This is a genomic window from Bradyrhizobium sacchari (genome assembly GCF_002068095.1).
Classification (GTDB): domain Bacteria; phylum Pseudomonadota; class Alphaproteobacteria; order Rhizobiales; family Xanthobacteraceae; genus Bradyrhizobium; species Bradyrhizobium sacchari.
In genome coordinates this window covers 453,622-468,267 of sequence record NZ_LWIG01000014.1, presented here as the reverse complement: position 1 = coordinate 468,267, position 14,646 = coordinate 453,622, and the positions used below count along the sequence as shown (strand labels likewise).

Annotated in this window: 20 protein-coding genes; 19 read left to right on the top strand and 1 reads right to left on the bottom strand. The window is 63.3% G+C overall.

Annotated elements, in window-relative coordinates:
- On the top strand, positions 1 to 2,028 hold the full coding sequence (locus A5906_RS21205) for an ABC transporter ATP-binding protein (protein WP_080137242.1): 2,028 nt from the start codon (positions 1 to 3) through the stop codon (positions 2,026 to 2,028).
- Here A5906_RS21205 and A5906_RS21200 read toward each other — a convergent pair.
- Positions 1,944 to 3,194, bottom strand: a complete 1,251-nt coding sequence (locus A5906_RS21200) for an FAD-dependent oxidoreductase (protein WP_080137241.1) — start codon at positions 3,192 to 3,194, stop codon at positions 1,944 to 1,946. The two genes, A5906_RS21205 and A5906_RS21200, sit on opposite strands and share 85 nt — an antisense overlap.
- 669 nt (positions 3,195 to 3,863) lie before the next feature.
- On the opposite strand from A5906_RS21200, the gene rpsL reads away from it, so the two are divergent.
- The 18 genes from rpsL to rplE all read left to right on the top strand — a co-directional run bounded on the left by rpsL (position 3,864) and on the right by rplE (position 14,646).
- A complete protein-coding gene (rpsL, locus tag A5906_RS21195) occupies positions 3,864 to 4,235 on the top strand; it encodes a 30S ribosomal protein S12 (RefSeq protein ID WP_007603006.1) in 372 nt (123 codons plus the stop codon).
- Between the two features lie 15 nt (positions 4,236 to 4,250).
- Entirely contained in the window at positions 4,251 to 4,721 is a 471-nt protein-coding gene (gene rpsG, locus A5906_RS21190) for a 30S ribosomal protein S7 (protein WP_018647239.1), read from the top strand.
- A 33-nt stretch (positions 4,722 to 4,754) separates the two neighbouring features.
- A complete protein-coding gene (gene fusA, locus A5906_RS21185) occupies positions 4,755 to 6,827 on the top strand; it encodes an elongation factor G (protein ID WP_080137240.1) in 2,073 nt (690 codons plus the stop codon).
- Positions 6,828 to 6,867: 40 nt separating this feature from the next.
- Complete coding sequence (tuf, locus tag A5906_RS21180; RefSeq protein WP_080137239.1) at positions 6,868 to 8,058, top strand: elongation factor Tu; 1,191 nt, start codon at positions 6,868 to 6,870, stop codon at positions 8,056 to 8,058.
- A gap of 81 nt (positions 8,059 to 8,139) precedes the next feature.
- Entirely contained in the window at positions 8,140 to 8,448 is a 309-nt protein-coding gene (gene rpsJ, locus A5906_RS21175; protein ID WP_002712302.1) for a 30S ribosomal protein S10, read from the top strand.
- 51 nt (positions 8,449 to 8,499) lie between these two features.
- Entirely contained in the window at positions 8,500 to 9,213 is a 714-nt protein-coding gene (rplC, locus tag A5906_RS21170; RefSeq protein ID WP_025036993.1) for a 50S ribosomal protein L3, read from the top strand.
- Between the two features lies 1 nt (position 9,214).
- On the top strand, positions 9,215 to 9,835 hold the full coding sequence (gene rplD / locus A5906_RS21165; RefSeq protein ID WP_018647243.1) for a 50S ribosomal protein L4: 621 nt from the start codon (positions 9,215 to 9,217) through the stop codon (positions 9,833 to 9,835).
- Entirely contained in the window at positions 9,832 to 10,134 is a 303-nt protein-coding gene (locus A5906_RS21160) for a 50S ribosomal protein L23 (protein WP_018647244.1), read from the top strand. The genes rplD and A5906_RS21160 overlap by 4 nt, the downstream gene beginning before the upstream one ends.
- 12 nt (positions 10,135 to 10,146) lie before the next feature.
- Positions 10,147 to 10,980, top strand: a complete 834-nt coding sequence (gene rplB / locus A5906_RS21155) for a 50S ribosomal protein L2 (protein ID WP_060736369.1) — start codon at positions 10,147 to 10,149, stop codon at positions 10,978 to 10,980.
- A gap of 12 nt (positions 10,981 to 10,992) precedes the next feature.
- Positions 10,993 to 11,271 (top strand): 30S ribosomal protein S19, encoded by a 279-nt coding sequence (gene rpsS / locus A5906_RS21150; RefSeq protein ID WP_008136357.1) that lies wholly within the window; start codon positions 10,993 to 10,995, stop codon positions 11,269 to 11,271.
- 10 nt (positions 11,272 to 11,281) lie between these two features.
- The gene (rplV, locus tag A5906_RS21145; RefSeq protein ID WP_024342451.1) at positions 11,282 to 11,668 is read left to right on the top strand and encodes a 50S ribosomal protein L22; all 387 of its coding nucleotides are present in this window, start codon (positions 11,282 to 11,284) and stop codon (positions 11,666 to 11,668) included.
- Between the two features lie 17 nt (positions 11,669 to 11,685).
- Entirely contained in the window at positions 11,686 to 12,411 is a 726-nt protein-coding gene (gene rpsC, locus A5906_RS21140) for a 30S ribosomal protein S3 (RefSeq protein WP_080137238.1), read from the top strand.
- 30 nt (positions 12,412 to 12,441) lie between these two features.
- Positions 12,442 to 12,855 (top strand): 50S ribosomal protein L16, encoded by a 414-nt coding sequence (gene rplP / locus A5906_RS21135; RefSeq protein WP_018647247.1) that lies wholly within the window; start codon positions 12,442 to 12,444, stop codon positions 12,853 to 12,855.
- 5 nt (positions 12,856 to 12,860) lie between these two features.
- Entirely contained in the window at positions 12,861 to 13,067 is a 207-nt protein-coding gene (gene rpmC, locus A5906_RS21130; protein ID WP_011088144.1) for a 50S ribosomal protein L29, read from the top strand.
- A 13-nt stretch (positions 13,068 to 13,080) separates the two neighbouring features.
- On the top strand, positions 13,081 to 13,329 hold the full coding sequence (rpsQ, locus tag A5906_RS21125; protein WP_008549247.1) for a 30S ribosomal protein S17: 249 nt from the start codon (positions 13,081 to 13,083) through the stop codon (positions 13,327 to 13,329).
- An 84-nt stretch (positions 13,330 to 13,413) separates the two neighbouring features.
- A complete protein-coding gene (gene rplN / locus A5906_RS21120) occupies positions 13,414 to 13,782 on the top strand; it encodes a 50S ribosomal protein L14 (RefSeq protein WP_007603030.1) in 369 nt (122 codons plus the stop codon).
- Positions 13,782 to 14,096, top strand: a complete 315-nt coding sequence (gene rplX, locus A5906_RS21115) for a 50S ribosomal protein L24 (RefSeq protein WP_011088142.1) — start codon at positions 13,782 to 13,784, stop codon at positions 14,094 to 14,096. The genes rplN and rplX overlap by 1 nt, the downstream gene beginning before the upstream one ends.
- Entirely contained in the window at positions 14,089 to 14,646 is a 558-nt protein-coding gene (rplE, locus tag A5906_RS21110) for a 50S ribosomal protein L5 (protein WP_011088141.1), read from the top strand. The genes rplX and rplE overlap by 8 nt, the downstream gene beginning before the upstream one ends.

Genomic DNA, 14,646 nt, shown 5'->3' with positions numbered 1-14,646 from the left:
ATGGCGTCCAAGCCTTTTTTGCCCGACAAACAGAAGCTCGCCGCTGAAGAGGCGGCCGAGCTCGACGACAAGCTCGCCTCCGCCGCCAAGCCCGACCTCGAAGACGACGAGGACGACGAAGACGAGGCGGATGACGAGCTCGACGACGACGATGAGGACGAGGACCTCGTCGTCTTTACCGCGCGCGAGGCTGCCGGCGCGCTCGCGACCATCCTGGGTTTCGTCAAGCCCTATCTGACCAACTACAAGCGGATGCTGTCGTTCGTGGCCTTCGGCGTCGTCGTCGAGACGCTGTTCAACGTCATCATGCCGCTCAGCCTGAAGTACCTGATCGACGACGCGCTCGGCGAGGAGGATTTCCAGGCGCTGTACAAGATCCTCGGCGTGCTCGCGGCCGCCGGCATCTTCACCTCGATCGTCGCGGTCTGGTACGAGCGCTGGGACGCGCGGCTGGCGGCCTGCATCATCTCCGACGTGCGCAAGCGTCTGTTTGAGCATGTCCAGGACCTGCCGGCGGCCTATTTCGGCCGCACCAAGCGCGGCGAGATCCTGTCGCGTTTCTCGGTCGACCTCTCGGCCTTCGAAGGCTCGGTGAAGTCCTTCGCCAACAGCGCCGCGCTGCCATTCCTGGAATTGGTCGCCGGCATCATCCTGATGGTGTTCCTGAACTGGCAGCTCGCGGTGGTCGCGCTGCTGGTGTTCCCGATCACGCTGATCGGCCCGCGCATCCTCACCCCGAAGGCGGTGCAGGCCAATTACGAGCAGAAGCAGAACGAAGCCGCGCTGCTCGGCATGGTGCAGGAGAACATCGGCGCCCAGGCCGTGATCAAGGCGTTCAGCCTGCAACGCAGGATGTTCGGCTTCTTCTCCTTCCGCAATGACGAGACGCGCAACAGGATCGCCTCGGCCGCGTTCCTGTCGACCATGGTGGAACGGACGGTCACCATCTCGGTCCTGTTGCTGCACCTCGTGGTTCTCGCGATCGGCGCGTATCTGGCGACCAAGGGCCAGATCACCATCGGCACGTTCGTCACCTTCGAGAGCGCGTTCTGGGAGGTCTCCTACAACATCGCCCATGTGATGCATTTCATTCCGGTGTCGATCTCCTCGGCCGCGGCGATCCGGCACATCCAGGAACTACTCGACGAGCCGACCCGCGGCGCCGACCGCCCCGGCGCGCCCGACCTGCCGCGCATCACCCACGACATCACCTTCGACCGCGTGACGTTCCAGTACGGGGGCAGCCAGGCTCCGGTGCTGGACAATCTCAGCCTCAAGCTGAACGCCGGTAAGAGCATCGCCATCGTCGGGCCCTCGGGCTCCGGCAAGAGCACGCTGCTCAATCTGATCTTGCGGCTGTACGTGCCCGACGAGGGACGTGTCACCATCGACGGCGTCGATGTCCGCAAGGTGACGCTGGACTCGCTGCGCCGGAGCATGGCCGTCGTGTTCCAGGAGAACATGCTGTTCAACATGTCGATCCGCGAGAACATCCGGCTCGGCAAGGAGGGCGCGACCGACGCGGAGGTGGAAGACGCCGCCAAGAAGGCCGAGATCCACCGCTACATCATGAGCCTGCCGCAGCGCTACGACACGCCGGTCGGCGAACGCGGCGATACGCTCTCGGGCGGTCAGCGCCAGCGCATCGCGATCGCGCGCGCGATCATCCGCAATCCGTCGGTGCTGCTGCTGGATGAGGCGACGTCGGCGCTCGACCAGACCACGGAAGCTGCGATCAACCGTACGCTGCTGAAGGTCGCCAAAGGCCGTACAATGATCTGGTCGACCCACCGCCTGACTTCGGTGGTCGAGATGGACGAGATCATCGTGATTTCAGGCGGCAGGGCGATCGAGCGCGGCTCGCACGCCGAGCTGCTCGCCAAGAACGGCACCTACCGCAAGCTGTGGAACGATCAGATCCACCAGCCGCACGGCGCTGTGGCTCAGGCCGACGACGACAGCGAAGATGACGACGAGGATGAAGACGACCTCGAGGATGATGAGGACGAGGACGACGAGGAGGAGTGACCGAGAAAGTTCGGCTCCAGATCGAAGGCGCCTCCGAGCGGGCGCAACAGTCCCTGAACCGACCAGGCGATGAAGCGGGCCCAGCGCTGCGCCGTCCAGTAGGGGCTTGTGGCAGTCGAGACTGAGCGGAAGTCGAACGCCTTCGCCGCCGACCATTTGTCGCAGGCCCGCTTGACCGGATCGGCGTAGAACGCGGCGACCTTGGCGGCATGCATCCCGTCGGAGGCCAGCCATCGCGGGATGTAGACGTTGCAGAGCCGCTCGACGTCCGTGAAGACCTTGTCGCAGCCGGTGCCGGCCGCCGGGCAGGAGGTCGAGAAGGCATCGCCGACCAGCACGAGGCCCGGCTGGCTGCCCGCATCGTTCACATAGAGATCGACTGGGCGAATCTTCACTTCGCCGGGAATGTCGAAGGGGCCGGTGATGCGCTTGAGCCGGGGTAGGGCGGCATGCAGCGTCTCGGCCGGGACGCGGCGCAGCTCGCGCAGCCAGGGATCGTCGAATCCGCGGTAGACGAACAGATTTGCCCGCATCCGCGTGCCGATCGGAAACAGTGTGATGTAGGGGATGCGGTCGCCCGGCCGCTCCGAAAAGTAGGTGAGGGCCGGGAAGTCGAACGCATTCCGCCCGGCCGGCAACACGTCGAATCCGATCGACATCGAATGGCAGGCGCTGACGATTTTTCGCGCAATGCCGAGCTGGTGGCGCAGGCCGACATTGAGGCCGTTGGCGAGCACGACCAGGCGCGCCGAGATGGTCTCATCATTGGATAGCGTGAGCCTCTGCCGCTCCGGGCTGGTCTCGACCGCGATAGCCTTGGCATAGATGCGCTCGACGCTCGCAGGAATCTCGTCGCGGATGGCGTTGACCAGGGAATCATAGAGGATGTTGAACTGCCGGCTCGGCGCCTTATCGAGCAGGCGGCCGAATCTGGCGATCCAGTTCTCGCCGGAATAGGTCGCGCGCCGCAGCACCGATTCTGCGATTCCGGTCTTCAGGAATCGCTCGACCTGTACCTCGCCGCTGAGTTTTTCGACTCGAAAGTCCGCCGGATAGCTCTCATGCGGATCGATCAGCACCGCCGAAATGCCGGCGCGGCCGAGCATCGCGGCAGCAGTCGAGCCGGACAATCCTCCGCCGATAATGGCAATGTCGGTGTACCGCATGGCGCAAATCTCTGCCGAAGGCGGCAGATTGACGCCTCAACAGGAAAAAAAGCCTTAGCAAGGGTTATAAAAGTATATTTTACCCGGATGTAAATAGTGTGTTGAGGTAGCGGAACAGGCTCGGAGTTCCCATATGGGGTTGGCGTGGGGAGGGCGGCAAACGTCGATTTCGGCAGGCGCGAGAAGCGTTTTGTGACTGTCGTTTCACCTTGACTTGACCGATTCTCACTTATAGAAAGCGCCTCACTTAACGACAGGCGGTGAGCATCGCCAACGTCGGTACGGACTACCTGCCCGATCCCTTTTGGATCGTCCGGCAGGCACCAACCTCGACGAATGCCGCTCAGACGCTGTCGATCATAGCTAGGCAATGCCAGTGCGATTCTAGTTCTCTTGAGATTTTTCTCTTGAGATCGAATTCGGATGCATGACCTCGGTGCGCGGGCCGCAGCTTAACGCTGATTGGCCTGAAAACTGCGGTCCTCTGTGGCGTCGTAACGCTTTCCGCTCGGTGATGGAGCGGTTGGCGCAATTTCGCTTTGTGCGGATTGTTCCGCTTGAGGCGGCCTCGTTGGGCGGGTGGCCCGAACAGAATTTGCGGTCCCGGCAACGGGCCGCGGTAAGACAGCGGATCCGCAAGGAGCCGCGATAACAAAGGGTAAGGCCAGGATGCCGACGATCAACCAGCTGATCGCTCAACCGCGGGAAGTGCAGAAGTCGCGCAAGAAGGTGCCGGCGCTGCAGCAGTCGCCTCAGAAGCGTGGTGTTTGCACCCGCGTCTACACCACGACCCCGAAGAAGCCGAACTCGGCGCTTCGTAAGGTCGCCAAGGTGCGCCTGACCAACGGCTTCGAGGTGATCGGCTACATCCCCGGCGAGGGTCATAACCTCCAGGAGCACTCGGTGGTCATGATCCGCGGCGGCCGCGTCAAGGACTTGCCCGGCGTGCGCTACCACATCCTCCGCGGCGTTCTGGATACCCAGGGCGTCAAGAACCGTAAGCAGCGTCGTTCGAAGTACGGCGCCAAGCGTCCGAAGTAAGCGGGAACCAAGCCTATGTCTCGTCGCCACTCTGCGGAAAAGCGCGAAGTTCTCCCGGATCCGAAGTTCGGGAACATCATCGTCACGAAGTTCATGAACTCGGTGATGTACGCCGGCAAGAAGTCGGTCGCCGAAGGTATCGTCTACGGCGCGTTCGGCATCATCGAATCCAAGACCAAGCAGAACCCGCTCGGCGTGTTCGAGCAGGCGCTCGAGAACGTCATGCCGACGATCGAGGTTCGCTCCCGCCGCGTCGGCGGGGCGACCTACCAGGTTCCGGTCGAGGTTCGCTCGACCCGTCGGCAGGCCCTCGGCATTCGCTGGCTGATCGCGGCTGCGCGCGAGCGCAACGAGAAGACGATGACCGAGCGGCTCTCGGCGGAGCTCTTGGACGCATCGAACAACCGGGGGAACGCCGTCAAGAAGCGTGAAGACGTGCACCGTATGGCGGAAGCCAACCGCGCCTTCTCGCACTATCGCTGGTAACGGCGAAACAAACGGACTCGCAAGGAACACCCCATGCCCCGCCAACATGCCATCGAGGACTACCGTAACTTCGGTATCATGGCGCATATCGACGCCGGCAAGACGACGACGACCGAGCGCATCCTCTATTACACCGGCAAGAGCCACAAGATCGGCGAAGTGCACGAAGGTGCCGCGACGATGGACTGGATGGAGCAGGAGCAGGAGCGTGGCATCACGATCACCTCGGCTGCGACCACCGCCTTTTGGGCGGGCAAGCGCCTGAACATCATCGACACCCCCGGCCACGTCGACTTCACGATCGAAGTCGAGCGTTCGCTGCGCGTGCTCGACGGTGCCGTCTGCGTGCTCGACTCCAACCAGGGCGTCGAGCCCCAGACCGAGACCGTCTGGCGCCAGGGCGACAAGTACAAGGTTCCGCGCATCGTCTTCGCCAACAAGATGGACAAGATCGGTGCCGACTTCTTCAAGTGTCTGTCGGACATCGTCGATCGTCTGGGCGCCAAGCCCGTCGCGATCCAGCTTCCGATCGGTGCCGAGAACAACTTCAAGGGTCTCGTCGACCTCGTGAAGATGAAGGGCGTCATCTGGAACGATGAGTCGCTCGGCGCGAAGTTCGATTATGTCGACATTCCGGAAGACCTCGTCGACCAGGCCAAGGAATACCGCGAGAAGATGGTGGAAGCCGCCGTCGAGCTCGACGACGATGCCATGGCTGCCTATCTCGACGGCAAGGAGCCCGACGAGGCGACACTGAAGCGTCTGATCCGCAAGGCAGTGCTGACCGGTGCGTTCTATCCCGTGCTGTGCGGTTCGGCCTTCAAGAACAAGGGCGTGCAGCCGCTGCTCGACGCCGTCGTCGACTATCTGCCGTCGCCGCTCGATGTGCCCGCGATCAAGGGCACCGACGACAAGGGCAACGAAGTCGTGCGCAAGGCGGACGACAAGGAGCCGCTGGCGCTGCTCGCGTTCAAGATCATGGACGACCCGTTCGTCGGCACCATCACTTTCTGCCGCATCTATTCCGGTATTCTGCAGAGCGGCACCGGCGTCGTGAACTCGACCCGTGAGAAGAAGGAGCGCATCGGGCGCATGCTGCTGATGCATGCGAACAACCGCGAGGACATCAAGGAAGCCTATGCCGGCGACATCGTCGCGCTGGCCGGCCTGAAGGAAGCGCGCACCGGTGACACGCTGTGCGATCCCGACAAGCAGGTGATCCTGGAGAAGATGGAATTCCCCGAGCCGGTCATCGAGATCGCGATCGAGCCGAAGTCCAAGGCCGACCAGGAGAAGCTGGGCGTGGCGCTGGCCAAGCTCGCCGCGGAGGATCCGTCCTTCCGCGTGTCGACCGACCACGAGTCCGGCCAGACCATCCTCAAGGGCATGGGCGAACTCCATCTCGACATCAAGGTCGACATCCTCAAGCGCACCTACAAGGTCGATGCCAACATCGGCGCGCCGCAGGTTGCGTTCCGTGAGCGCGTCACCAAGCGGGTCGAGCACAGCTACACCCACAAGAAGCAGACCGGCGGTACCGGCCAGTTCGCGGCCGTGTCGTTCATCGTCGAGCCGAACGAGCCCGGCAAGGGTTACGAGTTCGAATCGAAGATCGTCGGCGGTGCGGTGCCGAAGGAATACATCCCCGGCGTCGAGAAGGGCCTGGAGAGCGTGCTGTCGTCGGGCGTGGTCGCGGGCTTCCCCGTGGTCGACGTCAAGGTGCAGCTCGTCGACGGCAAGTATCACGACGTCGACTCGTCGGCGCTGGCCTTCGAAATCGCTTCGCGCGCCTGCTTCCGCGAAGCGCTGCAGATGGGCAAGTCCGTGCTGCTCGAGCCGATCATGAAGGTCGAAGTCGTGACCCCGGAAGACTACACCGGCTCGGTCATTGGCGACCTGAATTCCCGGCGCGGTCAGATCCAGGGTCAGGACATGCGCGGCAACGCCAACGTCATCAACGCGATGGTGCCGCTCATGAACATGTTCGGTTACGTGAACAACCTGCGCTCGATGAGTCAGGGACGCGCGACCTTCACCATGCAGTTCGATCACTACGCAGAAGCGCCGGCCAACGTGTCGGCAGAAGTCCAGAAGAAGTTTGCCTGATTGTCGTCGGTTGAAAGCTGACGATTGAACGGAGAGTCAAATGGCCAAAGCAAAGTTTGAACGTACCAAGCCGCACTGCAACATCGGCACCATCGGTCACGTCGACCATGGTAAGACGTCGCTGACCGCGGCGATCACCAAGGTTCTCGCCGAAGCCGGCGGTGCGACGTTCACCGCGTACGACCAGATCGACAAGGCGCCGGAAGAGAAGGCCCGCGGCATCACCATCTCGACCGCGCACGTCGAGTACGAGACGCCGAACCGCCACTACGCCCACGTCGACTGCCCCGGCCACGCCGACTACGTGAAGAACATGATCACCGGCGCTGCCCAGATGGACGGCGCGATCTTGGTCGTGTCGGCCGCTGACGGCCCGATGCCGCAGACCCGCGAGCACATCCTGCTCGCCCGCCAGGTCGGCGTGCCCGCGCTCGTCGTGTTCCTCAACAAGTGCGACATGGTCGACGATCCGGAGCTCCTCGAGCTCGTCGAGCTCGAAGTCCGCGAGCTGCTCTCGAAGTACGAATTCCCCGGCGACAAGATCCCGATCATCAAGGGTTCGGCTCTGGCCGCTCTCGAAGATTCGGACAAGAAGCTCGGCCACGACGCCATCATCGAGCTGATGAAGAACGTCGACAGCTACATCCCGCAGCCGGAGCGTCCGATCGACCAGCCGTTCCTGATGCCGGTTGAAGACGTGTTCTCGATCTCGGGCCGCGGCACCGTCGTCACCGGCCGTGTCGAGCGCGGCGTCGTCAAGGTCGGCGAGGAAATCGAGATCGTCGGTCTCCGCGCCACCCAGAAGACCACCGTGACCGGCGTCGAAATGTTCCGCAAGCTGCTCGATCAGGGCCAGGCCGGCGACAACATCGGCGCGCTGCTCCGCGGCACCAAGCGCGAGGACGTCGAGCGCGGCCAGGTTCTGGCCAAGCCGGGTTCGGTCAAGCCGCACACCAAGTTCAAGGCTGAGGCCTACATCCTCACCAAGGAAGAGGGCGGTCGCCACACCCCGTTCTTCACCAACTACCGTCCGCAGTTCTACTTCCGCACCACCGACGTGACCGGTGTCGTGCACCTGCCGGAAGGCACCGAGATGGTGATGCCGGGCGACAACATCGCGATGGAAGTGCATTTGATCGTGCCGATCGCGATGGAAGAAAAGCTCCGCTTCGCGATCCGCGAAGGCGGCCGCACCGTCGGCGCCGGCGTCGTCGCCTCGATCATCGAGTAATTACGAGAAAAGGGACGGCGAGTAGCGAATGGTGACATTCGCTATTCGCTATTCGCCACCCACTGAAGAGAGACCACGGCAATGAACGGCCAAAACATTCGTATCCGTCTCAAGGCGTTCGACCATCGTATCCTCGATACGTCGACCCGTGAGATCGTGAACACGGCGAAGCGCACCGGCGCGCAGGTCCGCGGACCCATTCCGCTGCCCACCCGCATCGAGAAGTTCACCGTCAACCGTTCGCCCCACGTCGACAAGAAGAGCCGCGAACAGTTCGAGATGCGCACCCACAAGCGCCTGCTCGACATCGTCGATCCGACCCCGCAGACCGTCGATGCTTTGATGAAGCTCGATCTGGCTGCCGGTGTCGACGTCGAGATCAAGCTCTAAGATTTTGGATCCCGTTCGCGAAAGCGGACAAAGAGAACAGGAAGCAAGCCGATGCGCTCCGGAGTGATCGCACAAAAGGTCGGGATGACGCGGGTCTTCACGGAGGCCGGCGAACATATCCCCGTGACCGTGCTGAAGCTCGGCAATTGCCAGGTCGTAGGCCACCGCACCGAAGAGAAGAACGGTTACGTCGCGCTCCAGCTCGGTTCTGGCAGCCGCAAGACCGTTTACATGCCCAAGGCCGAGCGCGGCCAGTTCGCGGTTGCCAAGGTCGAGCCGAAGCGCCGGGTCGAGGAGTTCCGCGTCACCGCGGACGCCATGATCCCGGTCGGTGCCGAGATCCAGGCCGATCACTTCGTCGTCGGCCAGTTCGTCGACGTCACCGGCACCTCGGTCGGTAAGGGCTTCGCGGGCGGTATGAAGCGCTGGAACTTCGGCGGTCTGCGCGCCACGCACGGTGTGTCGATCTCGCACCGCTCGATCGGTTCGACCGGTGGTCGTCAGGACCCCGGCAAGACCTGGAAGAACAAGAAGATGCCCGGCCATATGGGTGTCGATCGCATCACCACGCTCAACCTTCGCGTCGTCCAGACCGATGTCGAGCGCGGCCTGATCCTCGTCGAAGGCGCCGTTCCCGGCTCCAAGGGCGGCTGGATCCGTGTGCGCGACGCCGTCAAGAAGCCGCTGCCGAAGGAAGCTCCGAAGCCCGGCAAGTTCAAGGTTGCTGGCGACGCGGAAGCCGCTCCGGCTGCGCAGGAGGCGTGAGATGGAACTGAAGGTCACCACCCTCGAAGGTAAGGAAGCCGGCTCGGTCCAGCTCTCCGACGCCATTTTCGGCCTCGAGCCGCGCGAAGACATCATCGCGCGCTGCGTGCAGTGGCAGCTCAACAAGCGCCAGGCCGGCACACACAAGGCCAAGGGCCGCGCCGAGATCTGGCGCACCGGCAAGAAGATGTACAAGCAAAAGGGCACCGGCGGTGCGCGTCACGGCTCGGCTCGCGTGCCGCAGTTCCGTGGCGGTGGCCGTGCCTTTGGTCCGGTGGTGCGTTCGCACGCCACCGACCTGCCGAAGAAGGTCCGCGCGCTCGCCCTCAAGCATGCGCTCTCGGCCAAGGCCAAGGACGGCGATCTCGTCGTGATCGAGAAGGCCGCGCTGGAGGCCGCCAAGACCAAGGCGCTGCTCGGGCACTTCTCGGGCCTCGGCCTCACTAACGCGCTGATCATCGACGGTGCCGAGCTCAACAACGGCTTCGCCGCTGCGGCCCGCAACATCCCGAACATGGACGTGCTGCCGATCCAGGGCATCAACGTCTATGACATCCTGCGCCGTCAGAAGCTCGTTCTGACCAAGGCCGCCATCGATGCGCTGGAGGCGCGCTTCAAATGACGAAGAACATCGAGCCTCGCCACTACGACGTGATCCTGTCGCCGGTCGTGACCGAAAAGGCGACGATCGCCTCGGAGCACAACAAGGTGCTGTTCAAGGTGGCCGCCAAGGCGACCAAGCCGCAGATCAAGGAAGCGATCGAGAAGCTGTTCGACGTCAAGGTCAAGAGCGTCAACACGCTGGTCCGCAAGGGCAAGGTCAAGGCCTTCCGCGGCAATCTCGGTTCGCAGTCGAACACCAAGCGCGCGATCGTGACCCTCGAAGAGGGCCACCGGATCGACGTCACCACCGGTCTGTAAGGTCGTACGACGATGGCACTGAAGACATTCAATCCCACGACGCCGGGCCAGCGCCAGCTGGTGATGGTCGATCGTTCGGCCCTCTACAAGGGCAAGCCGCTGAAGGCGCTCACCGAGGGCAAGAAGTCCTCGGGCGGCCGCAACAACACCGGCCGCATCACCGTGCGCTTCCGCGGCGGTGGTCACAAGCAGACGCTGCGTACCGTCGACTTCAAGCGCGAGAAAGTCGACGTGCCCGCGACCGTCGAGCGGCTGGAATACGATCCGAACCGCACCGGCTTCATCGCGCTGATCAAGTATCAGGACGGTGAGCAGGCCTACATCCTGGCGCCGCAGCGCCTGGCCGTGGGTGACACCATCATCGCCGGCAACTACGTCGACGTGAAGCCGGGCAACGTCATGCCGCTCGGCAACATGCCTGTCGGCACGATCATCCACAACATCGAGGTCAAGATCGGGAAGGGCGGTCAGCTCGCCCGTTCCGCCGGCACCTACGCCCAGCTCGTCGGCCGCGACCAGGACTACGTCATCATCCGCCTGAACTCGGGCGAGCAGCGCCTAGTGCACGGCCGTTGCCGCGGCACGATCGGCGCGGTGTCGAACCCGGATCACATGAACACCTCGATCGGCAAGGCCGGTCGCAAGCGTTGGATGGGCCGTCGCCCGCACAACCGCGGTGTCGCCATGAACCCGATCGACCATCCGCACGGCGGTGGTGAAGGTCGTACCTCGGGCGGTCGCCACCCGGTCACCCCGTGGGGCAAGCCGACCAAGGGCAAGAAGACCCGTACCAACAAGTCGACCAACAAATTCATTCTCCTAAGCCGCCACAAGCGGAAGAAGTAAGGAACGCCGGACATGGTTCGTTCAGTCTGGAAAGGCCCGTTCGTCGAGGGTTCTCTGCTCAAGAAGGCAGATGCCGCGCGCGCGTCCGGCCGTCACGACGTCATCAAGATCTGGAGCCGTCGCTCGACGATCCTGCCGCAGTTCGTCGGTCTGACCTTCGGCGTCTACAACGGTCAGAAGCACGTGCCGGTGGCGGTCAACGAGGAAATGGTCGGTCACAAGTTCGGCGAGTTCTCGCCGACCCGGACCTTCCATGGCCACTCCGGCGACAAGAAAGCCAAGAAGGCTTGAGGATTAAACGATGAGCAAACCTAAGCGCGAACGGAGCCTCGCCGAGAACGAGGCCAAGGCGGTCGCCCGGATGCTGCGGGTGAGCCCGCAGAAGCTCAACCTGGTCGCCCAGCTCATTCGCGGCCGGAAGGCGTCTGCCGCGCTCGCCGACCTGCAGTTCTCGCGCAAGCGGATCGCGGTCGACGTGAAGAAGTGCCTGGAATCGGCGATCGCCAACGCCGAGAACAACCACGACCTCGACGTCGACGATCTCGTCGTGGCGCAGGCGTTCGTCGGCAATGGCCTCGTCATGAAGCGTTTCGCCGCGCGCGGCCGTGGCCGTTCGGGCCGTGTCTACAAACCATTTTCGCAGCTGACGATCATCGTTCGTCAGGTCGAAGCCGAAGCAGCGGCTTAAGGGCGCAGGAGAACACGATGGGTCAAAAGATCAATCCGATCGGTCTGCGTCTCGGCATCAACCGGACCTGGGATTCCCGCTGGTTCGCCGGCAAGCAGGAATACGGCAAGCTGCTGCACGAGGACGTCAAGATCCGCGAGATCCTGCACAAGGAGCTCAAGCAGGCGGCCGTCGCCCGCATCGTGATCGAGCGTCCGCACAAGAAGTGCCGCGTCACCATCCACTCGGCCCGTCCGGGCGTGGTGATCGGCAAGAAGGGCGCCGACATCGACAAGCTGCGCAAGCGGGTTGCGGACATCACCTCGTCCGACGTCGTCATCAACATCGTCGAGATCCGCAAGCCGGAGCTCGATGCGACGCTGGTGGCCGAGTCGATCGCGCAGCAGCTGGAGCGCCGCGTGGCGTTCCGCCGCGCCATGAAGCGCGCCGTGCAGTCGGCGATGCGTCTCGGCGCGGAAGGCATCCGCATCAACTGCTCGGGTCGTCTGGGCGGTGCGGAAATCGCGCGCATGGAGTGGTACCGCGAAGGTCGCGTGCCGCTGCACACGCTGCGCGCCGACATCGACTACGGCGTTGCGACCGCGTTCACGACCTTCGGCACCTGCGGCGTCAAGGTCTGGATCTTCAAGGGCGAGATCCTCGAGCACGATCCGATGGCCCAGGACAAGAGAATGGCCGAAGGCGAGACGGGTGGCAGCAGCGATCGTGGTGGTCGTCAGCGCCGCGACACGGCTGCAGCCTGATCCAGCACGGGAATTTGAGGGCTTAAAGCCATGATGCAACCAAAGAAAACGAAGTTCCGGAAGGCGCATAAGGGCCGCATCCACGGCGTTGCGTCTTCGGGCGCGACGTTGGCGTTCGGCCAGTACGGCCTGAAGGCGACCGAGCCTGAGCGCGTCACCGCGCGCCAGATCGAGGCCGCCCGCCGCGCGCTGACCCGTCACATGAAGCGCGCCGGCCGCGTCTGGATCCGCGTGTTCCCCGACGTTCCGGTGTCGAAGAAGCCGGCCGAAGTCCGCATGGGCTCCGGCAAGGGTTCGCCGGAACTGTGGGTGGCGCGCGTCAAGCCGGGCCGGGTGCTGTTCGAGATCGACGGCGTCAACACCCAGACCGCGCGTGAGGCGTTGACCCTGGCGGCCGCCAAGCTGCCGATCAAGACGCGCTTCGTCGAGCGCATTGCGGAGTAATGGCCATGGCCCAGATGAAGATCGAAGACATCCGCGCGATGAGCCCCGACCAGCAGGATGACGCCATCCTGAACCTGAAGAAGGAGCGCTTCAACCTGCGCTTCCAGCGTGCCACCGGGCAGCTCGAGAACACCTCGCGCCTGCGCGAGGCCCGCCGTGACATCGCCCGGATCAAGACCGTCGCCGCGCAGACGCGCGCGAAGAAGAAGTAAGAGGCTTACGAAGATGCCGAAACGTACTTTGCAGGGCGTGGTCGTCAGCGACAAGCAAGCCAAGACCATCGTGGTGCGCGTCGATCGCCGCTTCACGCACCCGATCTACAAGAAGACGATCCGCCGTTCGAAGAACTATCACGCGCACGACGAGAGCAACCAGTTCAAGCCGGGCGACGTGGTGTGGATCGAGGAATCGAAGCCGATTTCGAAGTTGAAGCGCTGGGTCGTGATCCGGGGCGAACACAAGAAAAGCGCCTGATCTGTTGGCTTTAGCCGACTGACTTCAGGGAAATGTTGAGCGCCGGCTGGGCTGGCGCAAAGAGAAAGAGGACGAGGTGCATCAATGATTCAGATGCAGACCAACCTCGACGTGGCCGACAATTCTGGCGCACGCCGTGTCATGTGTATCAAGGTGCTCGGGGGCTCCAAGCGCCGCTACGCCACGATCGGCGACATCATCGTCGTCTCGATCAAGGAAGCGATTCCGCGTGGCAAGGTGAAGAAGGGCGACGTGATGAAGGCCGTCGTGGTGCGCGTCCGCAAGGACATCCGCCGCGCCGACGGTTCGGTCATCCGTTTCGACCGCAACGCCGCCGTTCTGATCAACAACCAGTCCGAGCCGGTCGGCACTCGTATCTTCGGGCCCGTGCCGCGCGAGCTGCGCGCCAAGAACCACATGAAGATCATTTCGCTCGCGCCGGAGGTGCTGTGATGGCTGCGAAGATCCGCAAGGGCGACAAGGTCGTCGTGCTGACCGGCCGCGACAAGGGCCGCACCGGCGAGGTGTTCGAGGTTCGCCCCGACGCCGGCACGGCACTCGTGCGCGGCATCAACATGGTCAAGCGTCACCAGAAGCAGACGCAGGCCCAGGAGGGCGGCATCATCTCGAAAGAGGCGCCGATCCAACTGTCCAACATCGCGTATGTCGGCAAGGACGGAAAGCCGACCCGCGTCGGATTCAAGATTCTGGCGGACGGCAAGAAGGTCCGCATCGCCAAGAGCTCGGGAGCTGAGATCGATGGCTGAGGCCGCTTACACGCCGCGCCTGCGCGCGGAATACGATGCGAAGATCCGCACGGCCATGACCGAGAAGTTCGGTTATGAGAACGTGATGCAGGTTCCTCGCCTGGACAAGGTCGTGCTGAACATGGGCGTTGGCGATTCGGTCAACGACCGCAAGAAGGCCGAGACCGCCGCGGCCGAGCTGACCCAGATCGCCGGCCAGAAGGCGATCGTGACCTATTCGCGCATCGCGATCGCGACCTTCAAGCTGCGTGAGAACCAGCCGATCGGCTGCAAGGTCACGCTGCGCAAGGCCCGCATGTACGAGTTCATCGATCGCCTGGTGACGGTCGCGCTGCCGCGCGTCCGCGACTTCCGCGGCCTGAACCCGAAGAGCTTTGACGGCCGCGGCAACTACTCGCTCGGCATCAAGGAGCACATCATTTTCCCCGAGATCGACTTCGACAAGGTCACGGAAGCCCGCGGTATGGACATCACCGTCTGCACCACGGCCAAGACCGACGAAGAGGCGAGGGCCTTGTTGACCGCTTTCAATTTCCCGTTCCGGCAGTGA

Coding starts and splice junctions, on each gene's coding strand:
- A5906_RS21205 (WP_080137242.1), top strand. CDS start 1: ATGGCGTCCAAGCCTTTTTTGCCCGACAAACAGAAGCTCGCCGCTGAA.
- A5906_RS21200 (WP_080137241.1), bottom strand. CDS start 3,194: ATGCGGTACACCGACATTGCCATTATCGGCGGAGGATTGTCCGGCTCG.
- rplP (WP_018647247.1), top strand. CDS start 12,442: ATGATGCAACCAAAGAAAACGAAGTTCCGGAAGGCGCATAAGGGCCGC.
- rpsG (WP_018647239.1), top strand. CDS start 4,251: ATGTCTCGTCGCCACTCTGCGGAAAAGCGCGAAGTTCTCCCGGATCCG.
- tuf (WP_080137239.1), top strand. CDS start 6,868: ATGGCCAAAGCAAAGTTTGAACGTACCAAGCCGCACTGCAACATCGGC.
- rplB (WP_060736369.1), top strand. CDS start 10,147: ATGGCACTGAAGACATTCAATCCCACGACGCCGGGCCAGCGCCAGCTG.
- rpsQ (WP_008549247.1), top strand. CDS start 13,081: ATGCCGAAACGTACTTTGCAGGGCGTGGTCGTCAGCGACAAGCAAGCC.
- rpsC (WP_080137238.1), top strand. CDS start 11,686: ATGGGTCAAAAGATCAATCCGATCGGTCTGCGTCTCGGCATCAACCGG.
- rplE (WP_011088141.1), top strand. CDS start 14,089: ATGGCTGAGGCCGCTTACACGCCGCGCCTGCGCGCGGAATACGATGCG.
- rplD (WP_018647243.1), top strand. CDS start 9,215: ATGGAACTGAAGGTCACCACCCTCGAAGGTAAGGAAGCCGGCTCGGTC.
- A5906_RS21160 (WP_018647244.1), top strand. CDS start 9,832: ATGACGAAGAACATCGAGCCTCGCCACTACGACGTGATCCTGTCGCCG.
- fusA (WP_080137240.1), top strand. CDS start 4,755: ATGCCCCGCCAACATGCCATCGAGGACTACCGTAACTTCGGTATCATG.
- rplV (WP_024342451.1), top strand. CDS start 11,282: ATGAGCAAACCTAAGCGCGAACGGAGCCTCGCCGAGAACGAGGCCAAG.
- rplN (WP_007603030.1), top strand. CDS start 13,414: ATGATTCAGATGCAGACCAACCTCGACGTGGCCGACAATTCTGGCGCA.
- rpsS (WP_008136357.1), top strand. CDS start 10,993: ATGGTTCGTTCAGTCTGGAAAGGCCCGTTCGTCGAGGGTTCTCTGCTC.
- rplX (WP_011088142.1), top strand. CDS start 13,782: ATGGCTGCGAAGATCCGCAAGGGCGACAAGGTCGTCGTGCTGACCGGC.
- rplC (WP_025036993.1), top strand. CDS start 8,500: ATGCGCTCCGGAGTGATCGCACAAAAGGTCGGGATGACGCGGGTCTTC.
- rpsJ (WP_002712302.1), top strand. CDS start 8,140: ATGAACGGCCAAAACATTCGTATCCGTCTCAAGGCGTTCGACCATCGT.
- rpsL (WP_007603006.1), top strand. CDS start 3,864: ATGCCGACGATCAACCAGCTGATCGCTCAACCGCGGGAAGTGCAGAAG.
- rpmC (WP_011088144.1), top strand. CDS start 12,861: ATGGCCCAGATGAAGATCGAAGACATCCGCGCGATGAGCCCCGACCAG.